This is a genomic window from Flavobacterium erciyesense (assembly GCF_018069925.1).
Lineage (GTDB): Bacteria > Bacteroidota > Bacteroidia > Flavobacteriales > Flavobacteriaceae > Flavobacterium > Flavobacterium erciyesense.
This window is the reverse complement of sequence record NZ_JAGPXB010000004.1, coordinates 144,140-163,089: the sequence shown is the minus strand read 5'-3', so window position 1 is coordinate 163,089 and position 18,950 is coordinate 144,140. Positions and strand designations below refer to the sequence as shown.

Annotated in this window: 16 protein-coding genes; 5 read left to right on the top strand and 11 right to left on the bottom strand. The window is 35.2% G+C overall.

Annotation, left to right across the window (positions count from 1 at the left end; translation table 11 throughout):
• Window positions 1-41 precede the first annotated feature (41 nt).
• Complete coding sequence (locus KBJ98_RS06435) at window positions 42-3,296, bottom strand: S41 family peptidase (protein ID WP_210788847.1); 3,255 nt, start codon at window positions 3,294-3,296, stop codon at window positions 42-44.
• Between the two features lie 295 nt (window positions 3,297-3,591).
• Here KBJ98_RS06435 and KBJ98_RS06430 point away from each other — a divergent pair, with 295 nt between their 5' ends.
• Complete coding sequence (locus KBJ98_RS06430) at window positions 3,592-4,056, top strand: hypothetical protein (protein WP_210788846.1); 465 nt, start codon at window positions 3,592-3,594, stop codon at window positions 4,054-4,056.
• 112 nt (window positions 4,057-4,168) lie between these two features.
• On the opposite strand, the gene KBJ98_RS06425 is transcribed toward KBJ98_RS06430, so the two are convergent.
• From KBJ98_RS06425 to htpG, 9 genes are all read right to left on the bottom strand, one after another.
• Entirely contained in the window at window positions 4,169-4,627 is a 459-nt protein-coding gene (locus tag KBJ98_RS06425) for a DUF4440 domain-containing protein (protein ID WP_317192481.1), read from the bottom strand.
• Between the two features lie 161 nt (window positions 4,628-4,788).
• Window positions 4,789-5,487: a carboxypeptidase-like regulatory domain-containing protein gene (locus KBJ98_RS06420; RefSeq protein WP_210788845.1), complete on the bottom strand. Its 699-nt coding sequence runs from the start codon at window positions 5,485-5,487 to the stop codon at window positions 4,789-4,791.
• A gap of 233 nt (window positions 5,488-5,720) precedes the next feature.
• Complete coding sequence (locus KBJ98_RS06415; RefSeq protein ID WP_210788843.1) at window positions 5,721-6,020, bottom strand: type II toxin-antitoxin system RelE/ParE family toxin; 300 nt, start codon at window positions 6,018-6,020, stop codon at window positions 5,721-5,723.
• On the bottom strand, window positions 6,020-6,265 hold the full coding sequence (locus tag KBJ98_RS06410) for a type II toxin-antitoxin system ParD family antitoxin (protein WP_210788973.1): 246 nt from the start codon (window positions 6,263-6,265) through the stop codon (window positions 6,020-6,022). The genes KBJ98_RS06415 and KBJ98_RS06410 overlap by 1 nt, the downstream gene beginning before the upstream one ends.
• A gap of 175 nt (window positions 6,266-6,440) precedes the next feature.
• Entirely contained in the window at window positions 6,441-6,878 is a 438-nt protein-coding gene (locus KBJ98_RS06405) for an RDD family protein (RefSeq protein WP_210788841.1), read from the bottom strand.
• 65 nt (window positions 6,879-6,943) lie between these two features.
• On the bottom strand, window positions 6,944-7,510 hold the full coding sequence (locus KBJ98_RS06400) for an REP-associated tyrosine transposase (protein ID WP_210788840.1): 567 nt from the start codon (window positions 7,508-7,510) through the stop codon (window positions 6,944-6,946).
• Window positions 7,511-7,619: 109 nt separating this feature from the next.
• The gene (locus KBJ98_RS06395; protein ID WP_210788838.1) at window positions 7,620-8,351 is read right to left on the bottom strand and encodes a LytR/AlgR family response regulator transcription factor; all 732 of its coding nucleotides are present in this window, start codon (window positions 8,349-8,351) and stop codon (window positions 7,620-7,622) included.
• Window positions 8,351-9,745, bottom strand: coding sequence for a sensor histidine kinase (locus KBJ98_RS06390; RefSeq protein WP_210788835.1), 1,395 nt, complete (start codon window positions 9,743-9,745; stop codon window positions 8,351-8,353). Before KBJ98_RS06390 ends, KBJ98_RS06395 begins: the two co-directional genes overlap by 1 nt.
• Before the next feature lie 498 nt (window positions 9,746-10,243).
• A complete protein-coding gene (gene htpG, locus KBJ98_RS06385) occupies window positions 10,244-12,130 on the bottom strand; it encodes a molecular chaperone HtpG (protein WP_210788833.1) in 1,887 nt (628 codons plus the stop codon).
• A gap of 181 nt (window positions 12,131-12,311) precedes the next feature.
• Between htpG and KBJ98_RS06380 the strand changes: the two genes are divergently transcribed.
• From KBJ98_RS06380 to KBJ98_RS06370, 3 genes are all read left to right on the top strand, one after another.
• Window positions 12,312-12,788 (top strand): lipocalin family protein, encoded by a 477-nt coding sequence (locus KBJ98_RS06380; RefSeq protein WP_210788831.1) that lies wholly within the window; start codon window positions 12,312-12,314, stop codon window positions 12,786-12,788.
• A 12-nt stretch (window positions 12,789-12,800) separates the two neighbouring features.
• Window positions 12,801-13,496 (top strand): OmpA family protein, encoded by a 696-nt coding sequence (locus tag KBJ98_RS06375; RefSeq protein WP_210788829.1) that lies wholly within the window; start codon window positions 12,801-12,803, stop codon window positions 13,494-13,496.
• A gap of 103 nt (window positions 13,497-13,599) precedes the next feature.
• Entirely contained in the window at window positions 13,600-14,547 is a 948-nt protein-coding gene (locus tag KBJ98_RS06370) for an ABC transporter ATP-binding protein (protein WP_166137005.1), read from the top strand.
• A gap of 680 nt (window positions 14,548-15,227) precedes the next feature.
• Here KBJ98_RS06370 and KBJ98_RS06365 read toward each other — a convergent pair.
• Window positions 15,228-17,639, bottom strand: a complete 2,412-nt coding sequence (locus KBJ98_RS06365) for a S9 family peptidase (protein ID WP_210788828.1) — start codon at window positions 17,637-17,639, stop codon at window positions 15,228-15,230.
• Between the two features lie 292 nt (window positions 17,640-17,931).
• On the opposite strand from KBJ98_RS06365, the gene KBJ98_RS06360 reads away from it, so the two are divergent.
• Complete coding sequence (locus KBJ98_RS06360; protein ID WP_210788827.1) at window positions 17,932-18,939, top strand: 3-oxoacyl-ACP synthase III family protein; 1,008 nt, start codon at window positions 17,932-17,934, stop codon at window positions 18,937-18,939.
• Window positions 18,940-18,950 lie beyond the last annotated feature (11 nt).

Genomic DNA, 18,950 nt, shown 5'->3' with positions numbered 1-18,950 from the left:
TATCTGGTACTGTATAATGGTAGATTCAATTTGTATTGCATCTAAAATTTAATCGTTTTAAGCATTTCTTCAACAGCTCTTTCTAATTGTTTGTCTTGTCCGTTCAAATAATCTTCGTATTTCATCGCAACGGGAATATCTGGATTGACTTGCAAGTTTTCAGTAGGTCTGTTTTCTTTTCCGATAGTAGCTACCATTGGAATTCCGAAAACTAAAGAAGGATCAATTTGAGTTTCCCACCAAACAGCCGTTCCTGTTCCTGGTACTCCCATTCCAATTAACTTCCCGATTCCGTTTTGTTTGTACACGTATGGGAAAATAAATGCATCGGAGTAATTGCCTTCACTCATTAAAACACAACTAGGTTTGGTCCATCTTCCTAATGGTTCCGCATCTTTCAAGCGGTTGCCTTGTGGTGCAAATTCAAGGTAGCGTTTGCCACTCAATAAAGTATTTAAATCATCGTGTAACCAGCCACCACCATTAAAACGAGTGTCGACAATCAAAGCTTCTTTTTCGAAATTTTTACCCATTACTTGGTCAAAAACTTCTCTAAAACTACCGTCATTCATACCTTGTACGTGAACGTAGCCTACTTTACCGTTACTCAATTTTTCAGTAATCTGATTCATCTTGCGAATCCAACGATTGTACATTAAACCCGATTCTTCTCCAAATGAAATCGGTTTTACAGATTCTTGAAAGGCAACTCCATTAGCATCTACACCTGAAATTAAAATTAATTTTCCTGTTTTTCTGTTTAGAAATTTAGCCCAATCTGTATTGGCCGTTATTGCTTCGTTGTCAATTTTATTGATAGTAGCACCTGCTTTTAGTTTTGAGCCTGTTTTATCAAAAGGTCCGCCTACAATTACTTCAGTAACTTTTAAACCATCATCAGCATTTTTTTCATCGTACAATAAACCCAAACAAGCTGTTACATCCATATTAGGGAAACTAGCGCTGTAGCGTCCTCCTGTATGCGAGGCGTTAAGTTCTCCTAAAATTTCGCTCAATAATTCTTGGAAATCATAGTTGTTATTGATGTGTGGTAAAAATTTAGCATAAGTATCTTTATACATTTTCCAATCTACGCCATGTAATTTTGGATCGTAAAATTTCTTGGCGGTTTGTCTCCACATGTGATTGAAAATGTAGTTACGTTCTTGCTCTGTATTTAAAACCATCTCAGCCGATACGTTAACTCCCGTAATTTTTCCGCTTTCCGTATCAATTTTAGACAAGCTTCCGTCGTTTCGAACAAACAATGTTTTGTTGTCTTTGCTCAAAAATAAAGTACTTGGAGATGATCCTAGTTTAGCTAAAATTTTAGTTTCTTTGGTTTTAGTATCGGTTACCCAAAGGTCGAATCCTTTTTCAAAAGAAGCTAAATAGAACAACTTACTACCTTCATCATTAAACACAAAATCTGCAATAGATGAACTGTTGATGGTTACACGAACTTTTCTAGTTTCAAGGTCAGTCAAATCTGGATTCCAAACTACAGCTTCCTCTTTTTTAGGAGTGTCTTTCTTGTTTTTACCAGTATTAGCAGCCGTTTTTTTATCTTCGGCTTCTTTTTCTTTGTCTTTTATTTCTTTTGCAAGAGCAGCTTCTTCTTTGGATAATTTAAAATTTTCAAAGTCTTTTTTATCGAAAAATACCGCGTACACGTCAAGTTCTCTGCTGCCTTGATTGGCCAATGATTTACGACCTTCTTTGCTGCTCAACCAAGCAAGTGCTTTGCCTTTCATTTGTTGTTTGGCAGCGTCTTCGCCAAAACCACTCATAATTGGGTATTTAGTTTCCGAACCATCGGCTTTGATCATCGCGGTATGCGTTGCATTAAAATTACCCATGCTATCATCTACAAAAAGCCATTTGCTATCATCGCTCCAGTTGAAACCAAAATCGCCATCAGAATAACTGTGATTTCTACCTTCTGGTAAAATAGTTCTTATGGTTTTGTTTGCCAAATTGTAAACACGAACAATGTTGCGTTCTTCAATAAAAGCAATTTCTTTTCCGTCTGGGCTAAATTTAGGTAGGAACTCTTCCTTGTCAGATGTAATTAATTTTTCTTCTTTGATTAAAGTAGCAGCGTAAAAATAAGCTTCTTCTTTTCGTTCTACTTTTGCCGTAAATAAATCCCAACTGTCACCACGCTCTGAGGCGTAAATAAGGGTTTTGCTGTCTGGTGACCATTGCACGTGACGCTCTTGCTCCGGAGTGTTGGTAATTCTTTTGGTACTTCCGCCGTCGGCATTGGTCACAAAAATTTCGCCTCTAGAAACAATTGCAATTTCTTTTCCGTTCGGGCTTGGTACAAACTCTGAAATAGAACCTGCAATAGGTACGTTTTTCTCCACATTGCCTTTACCATCATTTTGAATCGTAATTTTTATTTTTTGTGGACTTTGGCCTTCCTTCAAAGTATAAGTTTCTCCGTCTTGCGAAAAGCACAAAGTATTGTCTTGTGCTACGCTTAAATGACGTACCGGATTGTTTTTGAAAGTAGTTATGGCCGTTGCTGTTTTAGTAGAAAGGTTTTGTTTGAAAATATTTTGATTGCTACCATCGGCTTCGCTCAAAAAGAAAATATTTTGATTGTCGTTGCTGTATACCGGCTCGCGGTCTTCACCTTCGTAAGTACTTAACTGCGTGTAGGTTTTTTTGTTAACATCAAATACCCAAATATCACGAGTTACACTACTAGTGTGGTGTTTGCGTAACGGGTCTTCGTAGCCTTTGCGGTCTTGAAAAACAATTTGATTTCCTGCTGCATTGTAGCGCGCATATTCTATTCCACCCTCAGTAACCAACACCGGTTTTCCGCCAGTTGCTGCAACTGTGTAAAGGTTTTGGAACAAACGCGGCGAGTAAAAATGAATGTTATTGCTGCTTGTTTGACGGCTAGAACCAAATAAAACCTTTTTGCTATCAGGTGAAAAATCATACGGATAATCAGCCGCTGAATTAAAGGTTAGTCGGGTAGGCGTTCCTCCAGTTACGGGCAGCGTAAACACATCAAAATTTCCGTAGCGGTCACTAGCAAAAGCAATTTGCTTTCCGTCTTTGCTCCAAACAGGCATCATGTCATGTCCTTCGTGTATCGTAATTGGAACTGCGGTACCACCTTGGGCATTAACAACATAAATATCACCTTTATAGCCAAAAGCAATGTTTTTACCATCAGGAGAAAGCGCGGGATGGCGCAACCAGAGTGCATCTTGTGCAAATGTTACCGTACTTGCTACTAGTAGCAAGCCACAGTATAATGAAGATTTTAAGTTCATAGTTTATTAGAGTTTAGTTCTTTATTTAGTAGCTTAAAAACTTGTTTTGTTACAGATTTGCTTTAATTTTTGAGATTTGAAAAGCAAAAATGAAGCAGGTCTTTTTTATGTTCAAGTCTTATTTATTGGTCAGCTTTACAAAGGAGGATATGCTTAAAAGTGAAGGTTTACCGTGTAGTTCTTTAATATTTTTTTAAAATAATACCATTTTGAGGTAGGGTAAAGTACTTTATAGTTGTCTTACTATTGAAATTAGAAATAAAATAGATAGTAACTGCATTAAAAAATTATAATCATGAGAACAATTAAATCTTTACTGATCCTACTTTTTTTGGGAACAATAGCAACAACACGCGCACAAGAAGCCAGTGTGAAAAGTGAAACAAACATAAATTTCAATGCAGATAAAATTACTTATTATCAGCAAAGGGGCAGAGAAGATGCCAATTATGAGTTGACCTTTACTGCTAAAACCAAAGCCGAAGAGAAGGCTTTTTGGAAAGAGCAAAAAGAGTATGAAAAGGAGCTAAAGAAAAAGAATAGAAAAGCCTACAAGGCCTATATTGCCAGCAAGCAAGATGTTTACACAACGCATCATTCTCATTGTGATTCTCATTGCCATCATAGCGATGCCTTTTATGGACACGCAGGATTTTATTATTATGAATACGATCAAAGGAATTATCATAGACCAAGTAATACTTCGGTACGAACACAAATAGGAGTGCGTGCTCCTAGCATACGATTAGGTCTTTTTTAATATATTGAAGTAAACAAAAAGCCGTTTTTTCTCAACTCGAAAAAACGGCTTTATTTTTTTACAGTAGGGTTTTGTTGCTCAGTTGTAAGTATAATATTTTCCAGCATTTTTTTTACTCACTTTTCACTCTAGTAGAATGCAACATGTCAAACTTCCAGCCTTTATCGGTTAAAATGGCCGTAGCACTTTCTAGCCAATGCGCTTTTCTAATAACTTTATCATCAACAGAAATAGTTGCATAGTTGTGGTAGGCCACCCAAGCCGTTTTGTTGGTCACTTTTATATCAATAATTTCAATTGTGTTTACTCGTTTTGGCATGGGTAATTTGAGTTTGGCTTTGTTCAAATGTGCTGCAATGGTATCGTTATTCCAAACTTCGCCGTGTTCCAATAGCAGGAAATCTTTGGTGTAGTATTTCTCAATGTTCTTAGGTTCTAGTTTGGACCAAATTTCATCAAACGATTCGAGTACTAAATTCTGAATTTGTTTTTTGTGGGTTTCATTTGAAACTTGACCGAATGCTATCGAATTAAAAAACAGCATCAAGATTATGGTGTTACGTGTTTTCACTGTTGTTGAAATTAAGTTTATTACTAGATAAAAAAATAAATGTAGCTGTTTTTTAGATTTCTGCAATTGTCTTGTCCTGAAATAGCGATACATAAAAAGTACTGTTTTAGAAAATCATCAAGAAATAGCAGTGATTGCCAAAACAATAAATCGGTAAAAAATCAACGAAATAGACTTCTAATTCTATCAAAGATATTTCGCTTACGGACAATAACAACCTCTCCCATCATCATTTCAGTCGGAATCATTTCTATTTTAAGATTGTTTGTTGTTTTCAGTACTTCAATTTCTTTACTTTCCATTCCGATGTAATGAACAAGTAGCCACTTCGATTTTGAATAATCTTTGAATGGTATCTTAATTGTAAATGTCCCGTTGAAATTTGTTCTTACACTTGTTTTAGATTGTTTATGTTCAATCACTGCTCCGGGAAGTGGTGTGCTTGTTTTTGCATCAGCGGTTAATTTTTCTAAAACAATACCTGATACGGTTACAAAAGTAGTGTCTGTATGTTCTGCAGTAGCAGAGCTAGATTTCGACTCAATAATTTCTATTTTCGCTTTTTCTTTTTGAGCCAATACTGGCAATGCGGTCAAAAGAGACGTAAAACTAAAAAGTACTCCCCAAAAAGGCGCTGGTGTAGGATTTGAATTTGTAAACTCTGAATTAATTTGATTTTTAGATAATCTACCGCAAACGGATGTGCTACTCGATATTCTACTCAAAATTTGAGCATTGGTCAAAAACTCAAAATTGATAACTTCTTTTTTACAACTTGCGCAAAATTTACCTTGATTTGTAGCACTCATGGAATTCCAATCTGTGTGGCATGGTTTGGGTATTTCTAGTTTGTATTTCATATTTTGCTACAAAGTTTAATTCAACAATTTGATAGTTTGACTTTTTTTTTACATTAGCTGCTTTGCGAATGTTTCTGAGGTCGCACAGCAGTCCAAATTTTTTAAGAACTTTTTTTAAACACTTAGATCAGCTGGTACATTCGTACAGCAGCCTAGAGTTATGTGAATGTTTTTTTTAAACACTTCGATCAGCTGGGGGAGCCGTCTAATCGATTAGCAGATGGCTTTTTTATTTATTCCGCTAATCGGTTTTCAATATTCATTCTTTCGTGTAAAATTCTAACGACTTCAATTTCATTTGCTTTATCTTTTTTAAAGAAAATTAAATGTGATTTTACTTTTGAGTATCTATATGATTTTCTAATTTCCCCAAAGTCACGAGCCATATCTAAATTATCGACGATATATTCAATTTCGTCAATGATTAAGTTATAATATCGATCTGCTTGTTCAACAGACCAATTTTCGGCCGTATAAATCCAAATGTTATTAATGTCTTCTAATGCCTTTTCACTAATTATATACGCTGGCATTATTTTTGAAAATTAGCTTTGAGTATTTCAAGATTTTTATTGCGGTCAAAATTTCTGATTTTACTACTCTTTTCACCAATTTTTAGTTCATTGATTAGAGATTTTGTTTTAATTTCTTCTTGCTCAAAAACTCTTAAAGCAGTTCTAACAACTTCACTTACTGAACTATATTTTCCTGTAGAAATTTGTTCGTTGATAAAGTTTTCAAAATAGTCTCCTAATAATATTGATGTATTTCGTGCCATAATTTTTTTTATCAAAGATACCAATAATTGGTATTAAATTGAATTTTTTTCGATTTTTGCGCAAAAGTTACTGCTAACTAGCTGCTACGCGAATGTCCTTGACCTCGCATCCTAATTTTTAGCGTATTGCCACACACATTCGTACAGCAGCCTACAGTTTTAAGAATGTTTTATTTTAAATACTTCGAGCAGCTGGGGGAGCTGTGTATACTGGTCTTACAGTAATTTTAGAAATTAAATCTCCTAACTTTTGATTGTTTTTTGTGGAAATTATAAATAGAATATAAATCAAAGGACAAACTAACTCTATCAAATCAAAAAGCCTTCTTAACACTATTTTTAAATACTTGCGATACCCATTTAAATCCGATGGTTTTTCAAAGTTTAATTCTAGTTTTAGCAAATATTTTCCAATTGTTTTTTTGAAAAAAATATCTTGAATTAAGTAAAAAGAATAAAATAAAATAAGTACCAAACCACTGTCAAAAGAATAGGTGCCATCAAGATTTTTTTCTCCGAAAATTGGTTCTAAAAGTTTGCAGCAAATAGCAAATACAAGCAAATCCACTACAGCCGAACTAGCTCGACGTACTAAATAATTAATTTTTGTCATTTCAAAATAGTATACTTGGTTTCATCACCGCTACCGCACGAATCCTTTCGTGTGGTACTTTCTACTTAATCACTGAACATTCTAAAAACGATGACATCATCAACTAAACCTTTTTGTCCTGAATAATCAATAGCACTACTATACACATAATCTTCTGGTTTGTAAACTAAACCTTCTTCCACAGGATTATTGTGCACATAATCTATCTTTTGTTGAATAACTTTATTACTCCAAAGTTCGATTGGTTTGTTATCATGTCGCCAAAACTGATAGTGCTTTACGTTAGAACTTTTTTCAGCTTCTTTCTTAAAAAAATCTAATAAGAACTCTTTTCTACTTTCCTTAGAATTTTCTTGAATACTTTTTACAATAGATTGACTAGTAAATCTTTTCAAATCTCCAATCAATAAATCCGGTTTTTGATCGTTTATACTTCTAAAAACTAAATGCACATGATTACTCATTATACACCACGCATGAATTTCTAATCCTTTATTTTTTTGACAAAAAACCAAACTTTCTAAAAACAAATCTTTATACTCATTCCTAGTAAACACATCTAGCCAACCTACCACTGCAAAACTTATGAAATACAATCCCTCTGGATTATGGAATTTATAATTTCTACTCATAAATATTTCTTTAGAGTTATCAAATTAGGTTCTTTAAGTACGCACCACACGAAAGGATTCGTGCGGTAGCGGGGGTCAGAGACATTCGCACAGCAGAGTACTTATAACTTTATTGTTTGTAGAATTCCAAAAATGCCTTTACTCTTGATCGACTTATTTTGAAATCATCAGATATATTTATAGTTGTGAGGGTTAAATTAAAATTAGATATCTGCTTAATGAAATTTTTATTGATGATAATTTTTCTACTTATTCTGAAGAATATTTTTGGATTCAATTGATTTTCTAAAAGTTCTAAAGATTGACTTATTATGTAGCTTTTAAAATCTTTTGTAGTCAAAAAAGTAGTATTATTTTCGCTCTTAAAATACACAATTTCTTCCATAACAATTTTCTTTAAAGCACTTCCAGTAGATACTAAAAAAGAAGTTTTAAACTCTACTTGTAAAGCATTCTCTAATGTTTTTAAATCATTTTGGTTGGTGTTCAGTAAATTATTATTTTTTATCTTTACAAATAATTTATCAAGTCTTTCAACAGCGATGGGTTTCAATAAATAATCAATTGAATTGTATTCAAAAGCTTTTAATGCGTATTCATCAAAAGCAGTTGTGAATATTATTTTAGATTGAATTTCAACTTTTTTAAAAATTTTAAAGCATAAATCATCTCTCAGTTTTATATCCATAAAAACTAAATCGGGATGATGGTTATTTCGAAACCAATTTACAGCCTCAATCGTAGATTGTAAAATAGTAAAAACGGTTATGTTTTTTTCTACTAATAATCTTTCTAAGCGTTTTCCTGCCGGAATTTCATCTTCTATTATAATTACGGTCATTATTCCTGAATTTTAACAATGGGTAATTTTACAATAAATAATTCAACGCCATTTATTACTTCTATCTCCTTGTTAATTAGTATTTTATATCGATTATTGATATTTTCTAAACCTATAAAAGTTGACTGAACTTTTTGTTTCAAGTTTTTAGAATTTGAAATTACAAGATAATTATTATCAATATCAAAATTAATTAGCAATGGAATATTTTCATCTAAAATATTGTGCTTAAAAAAGTTATCAATAATTTCTTGTAAGCAAGAGGATAAAATATTAAAATCAGTATCTGTACTAAAATTCAAGTTAAACTCAAATCCTGATTCAAATTTCGATTTATAAATTTCCAAATATTCGTTAATGAAATCCATTTCTTCTTTTAAAGAAACAAAATCTTCTGTTTGATTTTTTAGATAATACCTGTAAACATTTGATAAATTATGACCAAAAGCAACTGCTTTTTTAGGATCTAATTCTATTAATGAAATCATCACATTCATATTGTTAAATAAAAAATGTGGATTTATTTGATTTTTTAGTTCGAGATATTCAGCTTCTCGCTTTGAATTTAATTTTTGTAGGTTCCAAATTTGTCTGTTTTTATTTTTTTTATCCAACCTGAAAAATAGTACAAAAATAATAAAAGCAGGAACAAATAATTGTATAGCATAAAATGAGCCAATAAATCCAGAGTAGAAGTTCATTGAATTTGGAAAACCCAAAAAAGCAATTGAGGGCAATGAAATTATAGAAGTTAAGAATATTATTAAGAGAAAATTACCTTTTACAACGTTCACTTTATTTAATAAATAAATAGAGAAATGAGAAATTGTGGTAACAGATAATGAAAATCCAAACATTTTGAAGAATAATATTCCAAAGGCCTCTGTTATGGAATACAAATTTGAATAATCAAAAATGTAGAAGAATATCAGAAAAAAGGTCAGAAATAAAGTTAAACCCGAAATTAATTTTACGTAAAAAGTCTTACTTTCTTCAAAAATCAAATCGTTTCTTTTAAGCATTTTTTTATTGACTTCAAGAATGAAAATATAAAATAACAAAATCGAAATAGATAAAGACAAACGAAATATATGATAAAGAAAATTAAATTTTATTGTTACATTAGAGAGATAAAAATAGTCAAAATATAGTTCCGAAATGGTAGTAAAAACAGTTAAACAAATTATTGCAGAAGTGACTTTTTTGAAGAAACTACCTTTAATTTTTTCAAAAACATAAACACTGCTAAATGATATATTTAAAAAGAAAGTAGCTACAAAATAATTGATTCTCATATTGGATAAATCCGATAGTGAGCCCCTAGATATAACAAATATAGAAATGATTAGTACTGGCAACAAACCAAGAAGTAAAAATTTTTGAAATGATTTCATATTGATATTATTTTAAATTCATTTCAAAAATCATACTTTAAAGGATCAATTAAAAATTAAAATTTGTGAACGGTTAGTATTTTCTTGTGAATGGTAATTTTACTGCAAAATATCCAAACTTCCTTTCCGGCTCCTTGAATTCTTACTTTTTAGCACAAAATGTTATTATAACTAGTTGCTGAGAGAATGTCTGTGACTTCGCACGCTGAAATTTGAAGTCCCATCTCACCATATTCATTTCTCAAATATATTAAAATAATCTTACAAATTGTGTTTTAAAAAAACGACTTTGTAAATATTATCTGTCTCAAATAGCCCCGATAGCAGCGAAAATCCTTTGCGGTGGCGGCAGCCAAAAGCAAAGATTATAGCGTATAGCGGGAGTATACGCCTGCTGAAAATGGCTAATCTGCTCCCAAAAAAAAACCTGCAAGTCCCGATACTTCGGGGTCGCTTGCAGGTTTACTCTAAAAATCTTACGATCTAAAAATATAATATTTATTTTATAAGCTCGAAACTTCTTTTAACAAATGCGGTTAAGGCTTCGCCTTTTAGCAAGTTTTGAGATAGTTTGGCTAAGTCTAGTGCTTGTTTTACTAGGCTTTCTTGAGCGTCTTTGTCTTTGTTGTTTAGGATGCTGCTGGCCAATTCAGAGTTTGTGTTTACTACTAAATTGTACATTTCTGGCATGTTGCCCATCCCGAACATTCCGCCGCCACCGGTTTGGCTCATTTCTTTCATACGGCGCATGAATTCTGGCTGTGTGATGATAAATGGAGCCGAGTTGCTGTCTAGGGCTTCTAGTTGTACGCTGTACGTTTGTTTTGGTACAATGGTTTCTAGAACGGTTTTTAGGCTGGTTTGTTCTTCATCTGAAAGTTTTGAAATGGTAGTTTCGTCTTTCTTGATCAAGTTGTCAATATGGTCTGAATCGACACGTACAAAAGTCAGGTTGCTGTTGTCACCTTCAATTTTCTGGATTAAGTGCGAGATAATTGGCGAATCTAGCAACAATACTTCGTATCCTTTGTCTTTGGCTGTAGCAATGTAAGAGTGCTGCGCATCCTTGTTTCCTGCGTACAAGATCACCAGTTTACCATCTTTATCGGTTTGTGTGGCAGCTAGTTTTTCTTTTAATTCCTCAAGCGTGTGGAATTTGCCATCTACGGTTGGGTAAAGTACAAAAGCGCCTGCTTTTTCATAAAACTTGTCTTCGGATAACATTCCGTATTCCAAGACAATTTTAATGTCGTTCCATTTTTGCTCAAAATCTTCACGGTTTTCTGTGAACAATGATTTTAATTTATCGGCAACTTTACGCGTGATGTAATTAGAGATTTTTTTAACGGCAGCATCAGCTTGCAATCCGGAACGAGACACGTTCAATGGAATGTCTGGCGAGTCTACCACACCTTTTAACATCATTAAAAATTCAGGTACAATTCCTTCTACGTTATCGGTAACATAAACTTGGTTTTGGTACAACTGAATTTTGTCTTTTTGGATTTGCAAATCAGATCCTAGTTTTGGGAAATACAAAATACCAGTTAAGTTGAACGGATAATCTACATTTAAATGAATGTGGAATAACGGTTCGTCAAACTGCATTGGGTACAACTCGTGGTAGAAGGCTTTGTAATCCTCAGCAGCCAATTCTGTTGGTTGTTTGGTCCAAGCTGGATTTGGGTTGTTGATGATGTTGTCTACAGTGATGGTTTCGGCAACGGCATCTTCTGGAGCGTCTTCTGCTTTTGGAAGAGTTTGTGTTTTGGTTCCAAATTTAATTGGAATAGGCATGAATTTGTTGTACTTGTTCAACAATTCTTTGATTTTGGCGTCTTCTAAAAATTCTAAAGAATCTTCAGCAACGTGCAAAATAATTTCAGTACCACGTGTGGTTTTATCAGCTGGTTCTAATGTGAATTCTGGGCTACCATCACAAGTCCAGTGTGCAGCAGGCTCATCTTTGAATGATTTAGTAATGATTTCTACTTTCTCAGCTACCATAAAAGCAGAGTAAAAACCAAGACCAAAATGTCCGATAATTCCAGAATCTTTAGCAGAATCTTTGTACTTGTCTAAGAACTCTTCGGCTCCTGAAAAAGCAACTTGATTGATGTATTTTTCAACCTCATCAGCAGTCATTCCTAAACCTTGATCGATGATGTGGATTTTCTTTCCTTCTTTGTCAATTTTTACCTCGATCATTGGGTTGCCGTATTCTACTTTGGCCTCGCCAATACTGATCAGATGCTTTAATTTTAAAGTGGCATCGGTACCGTTCGAAATTAATTCTCTCAAGAAAATTTCGTGGTCGCTGTATAAAAATTTCTTGATTAAGGGAAAGATGTTTTCTACTGAAACATTAATTTTACCTGTTGTCATATTTTTTAAAGTTTAAAATTAAATTGGTATCAACGTAGCTTTCAAATAGAATACCAATTGTAATGAGAGTGACAAAATGTCGGACTTGGGAATTATGATACAAAAAATTAAAATTCTGAAACAAATTTGTCACATTTCGCAATATCTTTGTGTAAGTATTAATTCATTAAAACTTTTGAATATGAAAAAAATTATTTTAGTGTGCGCATTGGCTGTTTTGATGTTTGCTTGCAAATCATCATCAGCTACAAGTACCAAGACCGATAGAAAATCACAAGTAGCCATTAAGGGTGACTGGGTAATTAGTGCAGTAACGTATCCAGGATCTCAATATGTAAAAGTAAATAGTTTTCAGTTAGCTGATTCAGATTGTTTTGTAGGCAGTACTTGGAAATTTGTTTCAAATAATAACAAAGGTTCTATGGCTTTGACTAAAGCGAATTGTGTTTCGTTTAGCTCCCCAATTACTTGGTTTGTAAACAACGAAGGTCAGTTTGTTTTAAAAGTTTTAGACGCAGGTGTCAAAGCTAAACGAGTAAGAGACGGTTATGTTTTAAAACTTGCTAACCAAACCGAAACTTCATTTCAATTGGTAGACCGAATTGATGTAGCCGGAAAAATGACTGATGTTGTGTACCAATTTCAAAAAGCGAACTAAAAAAATAAAAATATGAAAAAGATTTCAGTAGTTGCTATAGCAACAATAATGGTTATAGGTTCAATATTTACAAGCTGTGAGGCTGTAAAAAATACCAATCAAAAACAACGTGGTGCTGGTATTGGTGCTGTTGCTGGAGCCGTAATTGGTGGTGTTTTGGGTAACAATCTTGGTAAAGGTGGTAAAGGCGCAATGGGTGCAGTTTTAGGTGGTGTTATTGGTGGTGTTGCCGGTGGTGCTATTGGTAACAAAATGGACAAACAAGCCCGCGAAATTGATGCTGTACTTCCGGGTGCTGAGGTAGTGCGTGTAGGAGAAGGAATCAAATTAGTATTGAATGAAAATGCAGTACGGTTTGATACCAACAAATCTACTTTGACTGCTGCTGCAAAAGCAAACCTAAACAAATTAGTTCCAGTTTTTGGAGAATATCCAGATACCAACATCACAATTTATGGTTACACAGACAGTACAGGTCCAGCAGATTATAACTTGAAACTTTCAGGCGATAGAGCAGCCTCAGTACGTAATTATTTGGCAAGCAAAGGAGTATCGTCTTCTCGTTTTCAAGTAACTGGTTTGGGGATCGCTGATCCAATTGCTTCTAACGAAACGGCAGAGGGCAGAAGCCAAAACCGTCGTGTAGAGTTTGCAATCACAGCCAACGAAAAAATGATTAAAGACGCTGAAGCTGAAGTTAAAAAATAAGCTAAAACTACATTAATAACAAGAGCTGTTTCTTTCTAGAAGCAGCTTTTTTTGTGTTTAAAATTGTTTTAAAGATTGTAAATTTGCGCTTTAATTTTTGATGATGCTAGAAATAAAAAACATACACTTTTCCTATAGTGACACTCCGGTGATCAAAAACATCAGTTTCACGGTAGAGAAAGGACAAAATATAGCCATTATTGGCGAAAGCGGTTGCGGAAAAAGTACGTTGCTAAAACTCATCTACGGCTTACTTGACCTCAACGAAGGCAGTATTAGTAATGATGAAAAACCTATTCTTGGACCCAAATACAACCTCATTCCGGGAGTAGATTACATAAAATACTTGGCACAAGATTTCGACTTAATGCCGTACACCACCGTTGAGGAAAATGTAGGTAAGTTTTTATCTAGTGCTTTTTTGCCCCTAAAAAGACTTCGTATTCAGGAATTGCTTGAAATGGTCGAAATGACCGAATTTGCCAAAGTAAAAGCGAAAGACCTGAGTGGTGGTCAGCAACAACGGGTGGCATTAGCCAAAGCGTTGGCCCTCGAGCCTGAAATTTTATTGCTTGACGAACCCTTCAGTCACATTGATAATTTTAGGAAAAATGCTTTGCGTCGCAACTTGTTTGCCTACTTAAAGAAAAAAAAGATCACCTGTATCATTGCCACGCACGATAGCGTAGATGCTTTGTCATTTGCTGATGAAACCATCGTTTTGCAAAAAGGCGAAGTAGTGGTAAAAGGACCTTCAAGAGCAGTTTATGAAGTGCCGCCAACCAAATATGTAGCCTCGCTTTTTGGCGAAGTCAATGAGTTCATGCTCTCGCAAATTATCGATATTGACCCCGCTGACGACGAATATTTACTGCTCTATCCGCACCAATTAAAGGTGGTTGATAACTCAAAAATGACAGCAATCGTGAAACAATGTTATTACCGAGGCGGCCATTTTTTAGTAAAAGCAGCCTTTGATCGCAGAGCTATTTTCTTTGAGCACGACACCGAGTTAGACTTTAATCAAGAAGTGCGCTTGATGCTAGCCTAAAAATCAAAATCGAAATAAAAAAATATCCCCCAAAAAGTCAATCGCTATGTGGGGCATTTTTTATGCAGAAAAGCCAAATACAAAGGCATTCGGTTCAAGTAAGATACATGGTTGTAGGTAATACTTTTTTTAGGGAGCAGTAGTTTATTGCCTCGCACACGACTTGTCCCGCTGTCGTTATATCTTGCTGGCAATCCCGATGTTTCGGGATTAGCCCAGCAAGGATGCCACTTCCATCGGGGCTATAGAGTTCGTTTTGTTTTCAGAACTTGACAACCAAAAACTTCTCGATACAATTTTGAATCGTAAAGCTGTCGCATTACAATTCAAAATCACTCGAAGTGACGAGCATGCGCACATAAATTTGTCATTCCGACAAAGGAGGAATCCCAACATTTGCTCACTGCACAGAGACGCTTCGTTCCTCAGCAATACAAAAGAAACACGTACAGCGTAACCGATTTGACGAGCATAAAACCCACAAATTTGTCATTCCGACAACGGAGGAATCCCAACATTTGCTCACCGCACAGAGATGCTTCGTTCCTCAGCAAGACAAAACAGGCACATAAAGAGAAACTTAAGTGATGTATAAATGCCTTATTTCACAAATAAACCAGCCCGAAATCATTTTGATCCCGGGCTGGTTTATTGTTGTTAGCTCTACTGCAGAAAAGCTTTTAGTTTTTTAAATGTTTCTCTAAAAACTGATCTTGTTCCCAAAGCAAGTGCAAAATATTTTCTTTGGCTACATATCCGTGCGCCTCTTTTGGTAAAATCACCATACGTGTTGGGCCACCCAATCCTTTTAGGGCTTGAAAATAACGCTCTGTTTGCAAGGTAAACGTTCCCGGATTGTTATCCGCTTCACCGTGTACCAATAACATAGGTGTTTTCATTTTGCCAGCGTTCATAAAGGGAGACATCGCTGTGTACACTTCTGGACTTTCCCAGTAATTGCGTTGCTCACTCTGAAAACCAAACGGAGTCAAAGTCCTGTTGTAAGCACCACTGCGGGCAATTCCACACGCAAATAAATTAGAATGTGTTAGTAAATTAGCGGTCATAAACGCTCCGTATGAGTGTCCGCCAACGCCTACTTTTTTACGGTCAATGTAACCTAAAGCATCAACTGCATTAATAGCAGCCTCAGCATTGTCAACCAATTGCGTTATGAAATTATCATTTGGTTCTGTAGTTCCTTCACCAATAATAGGGAAAGCTGCATCATCAAGTACCACATAACCTTTGGTTACCCAGTACACAAACGAACCATAACTTGGGAAAGTGAATTCATTTGGGTTTTGGGTGCTTTGTCCCGCTGAATTTTTGTCTTTGTATTCTGCTGGATATGCCCAAATCAACAATGGCATTTTTTCTTTTTTAGCCTTGTCGTAACCTACTGGCAAGTATAAAGTTCCTGATAGTTCCACACCATCTTTACGTTTGTATTTAATGACTTCTTTACTCACGTTTTTGATACTTTCAAACGGATTTTTGAATGATGTAATCGGTGTCAGTTTGTTTTTTTGGTAAATGTTACGCAAGTAATAGTTTGGATACTCGTTTTTAGATTGAATTTGTACCAAAACGGTTCCTTTCTTGAAATCTTCAATTTCGATAACATCTTCTTTTTTATCTGTGTAAGTTGATGTGTACAAGCGCTTGCTTTGCAATGTTTTTAAATCGAACTCACTTATAAAAGGAAATTGTCCGTTTTTAGTAAAACCAGCACCAATTAAGAACGCTTTGTTGTTCTCTAAAGCGAGTACATATCTGTTGAATTCGTTTTTGCGAGTTTCAAAATTTCCTGGATCAGAATAAACGTCTTGTGAATTACGGTCAAAAATTACTTTTGGCGCTTGCTCTGGTTGCGATGGGTTAAAAAGATAGGTCTTGGTATTACGTGTATCGTACCATTCGTCCATCAAAACAGCAACATTTTCATTACCCCACATGATGCCGCTAAAACGTTGCGGTGTTTTTACAAGTGATTTTGCAGGAGCTGTAAAAGGTGCACTCCAAGTAAATACCTCATCTCTAAATTCCACTTTGTTGGCAGGATCACCAGCATCAAGTGCTTCAACATACATCAGCGTAGCAGCTTGATCGGCTCTCCATGTCATGTTGCGTTTGCCTTTGCGTACGGCCATAAAACCTTTAGGAATAATTTCAGTCAGCGGAACTTCGTTTACTGTTTTTACCTCGTTACCGTCTTTGTCAAACACCACTGATTTACTTGGAAAACGACTTAACGGAACAATATATGAAAACGGTTTTTGAATGGTAGTAAGCATCAAGTAATTGCCATCAGGCGAAAAGCTTTCTCCGGCGTACATAGCTGCTTTTTTGAACAAAGTTGCCGTTCCATCTAAACTAACTTTGTACAACTCAGAGGTCATGATGTTCTCAAAATTGATCTCATCATTGGCGTTTTTCAACATATCAGGATACGTTCTGTTTTGGGATTTCGATCCATCGGCATTCGAAATAATAGGACCAGCAGGCAAGTCCTTTTTTGCATCCAAAAGTGCCGGTCTGTTTTGAGGTAACATTTTAACCAAAATAGTGGCATTGTCTTTCAACCAGCTAAACGGATTGCCAATATTAGCATTGACACGAGCTTCAGTAAGTCGAGTCGCTTTTGCCGTAGCAACATCAATAACCCAAAGTTCAACACCTGTTGCTGTGGTATTTGAAAACGAAATTTTACTGTCGTTTGGCGACCAACCAATATTACTAATTTTAGCATTTGCTGGCAAACCAGCTACTTGCATTTCGTTGCTATCTTTTACTTTTCGTAGTTTTAAGTTGTTGACGTAGGTCACGGAGCTTGAAATATTCGTCACCGGATTGATACGCAAACCGCCCAAACGCAGTTCATCTTGATTCAAATCATCTAGCGTTTTGTAGGTGCTGCGGTACGAAAGGAGTAGGTATTCTTTTTTGGTATCCATCGATACGGATGGAGCGCGTTCGTAATCGGCCAATTCGAGTATCGATGCCGATGGTTTTTGATAGCTAAGATTTTCTTGCGCAAAAGCCGATATGCTCAGCCCAAGCGCAATAAATAGCGAGATTTTAAATTTCATACTTGATAATCATTTTAAATTAGAGTTAGTCTTGTTGTATTACAAGTCTAAAATACCGCAAACTTGTTACATTTGAAAAAATTAAAACACTTTTAACTTTTTCCAACCTACTCAGGATACCCATTTTAGCTCCAAATTGGATTATAGCACCGTTTTTTTTCCTTGATTAAGACTTGTAAAGTCCCGTAAATAGCTAGAAACTGGTAATTTGGTAAAAAAGTATTAATTTAGTAGCCCTAATTTTAAGGTATGTTTTAAATTTGCAAACTGATTTTAATAAAATAACAATTATATGTATCATTCAAAAATAGCAGGATTGGGTTATTACGTTCCCGAAAATGTAGTAACAAATGACGATTTATCCAAGATTATGGATACCAATGATGAGTGGATTCAAGAGCGAACTGGAATTCAAGAACGCCGCCACATCATCAGAGGAGAAGATACAACAACCTCAATGGGTGTAAAAGCAGCCGAAATTGCAATTGAACGCGCCGGTGTTGCCAAAGAAGATATTGACTTTGTAGTTTTTGCTACGTTAAGCCCTGATTACTATTTTCCAGGACCTGGAGTTTTGGTACAAAGAGATTTAGGTTTAAAAACTGTGGGTGCATTAGATGTGCGCAACCAATGTTCTGGTTTTGTTTATGCTTTATCAGTAGCTGATCAATACATCAAAACGGGAATGTACAAAAACATTCTGGTTATTGGTTCAGAGGTACATTCAACAGGTTTAGACATGACGACTCGTGGACGTGGCGTTTCGGTAATTTTTGGTGATGGAGCAGGAGCGGCTGTTTTGAGCAGAGAGGAAGATGTTACCAAAGGAATTTTATCAACGCACTTACACTCAGAGGGACAACATGCCGAAGAATTAATTGTAAAAGCGCCAGGTATGGGTGGCCGTTGGGTAACTGATATTCTAGCCGATAGTGATGCAGATGACGAAAGTTATTTCCCGTATATGAACGGACAGTTTGTATTTAAAAATGCTGTGGTTCGTTTTAGCGAAGTGATTAATGAAGGATTGCAAGCAAATAATTTGCAAGTTTCTGATATTGATATGTTGATTCCACACCAAGCCAACTTGAGAATTAGTCAATTCATCCAAAAGAAATTTAACTTAACGGATGATCAAGTGTACAACAACATTCAAAAATACGGAAATACTACTGCAGCTTCTATTCCGATTGCTTTAACTGAAGCATGGGAAAAAGGAAAAATCAAATCAGGTGATACTGTGGTTTTAGCAGCATTTGGTAGTGGTTTTACTTGGGCTAGTGCCATTATTAAATGGTAGCATTTTGATTT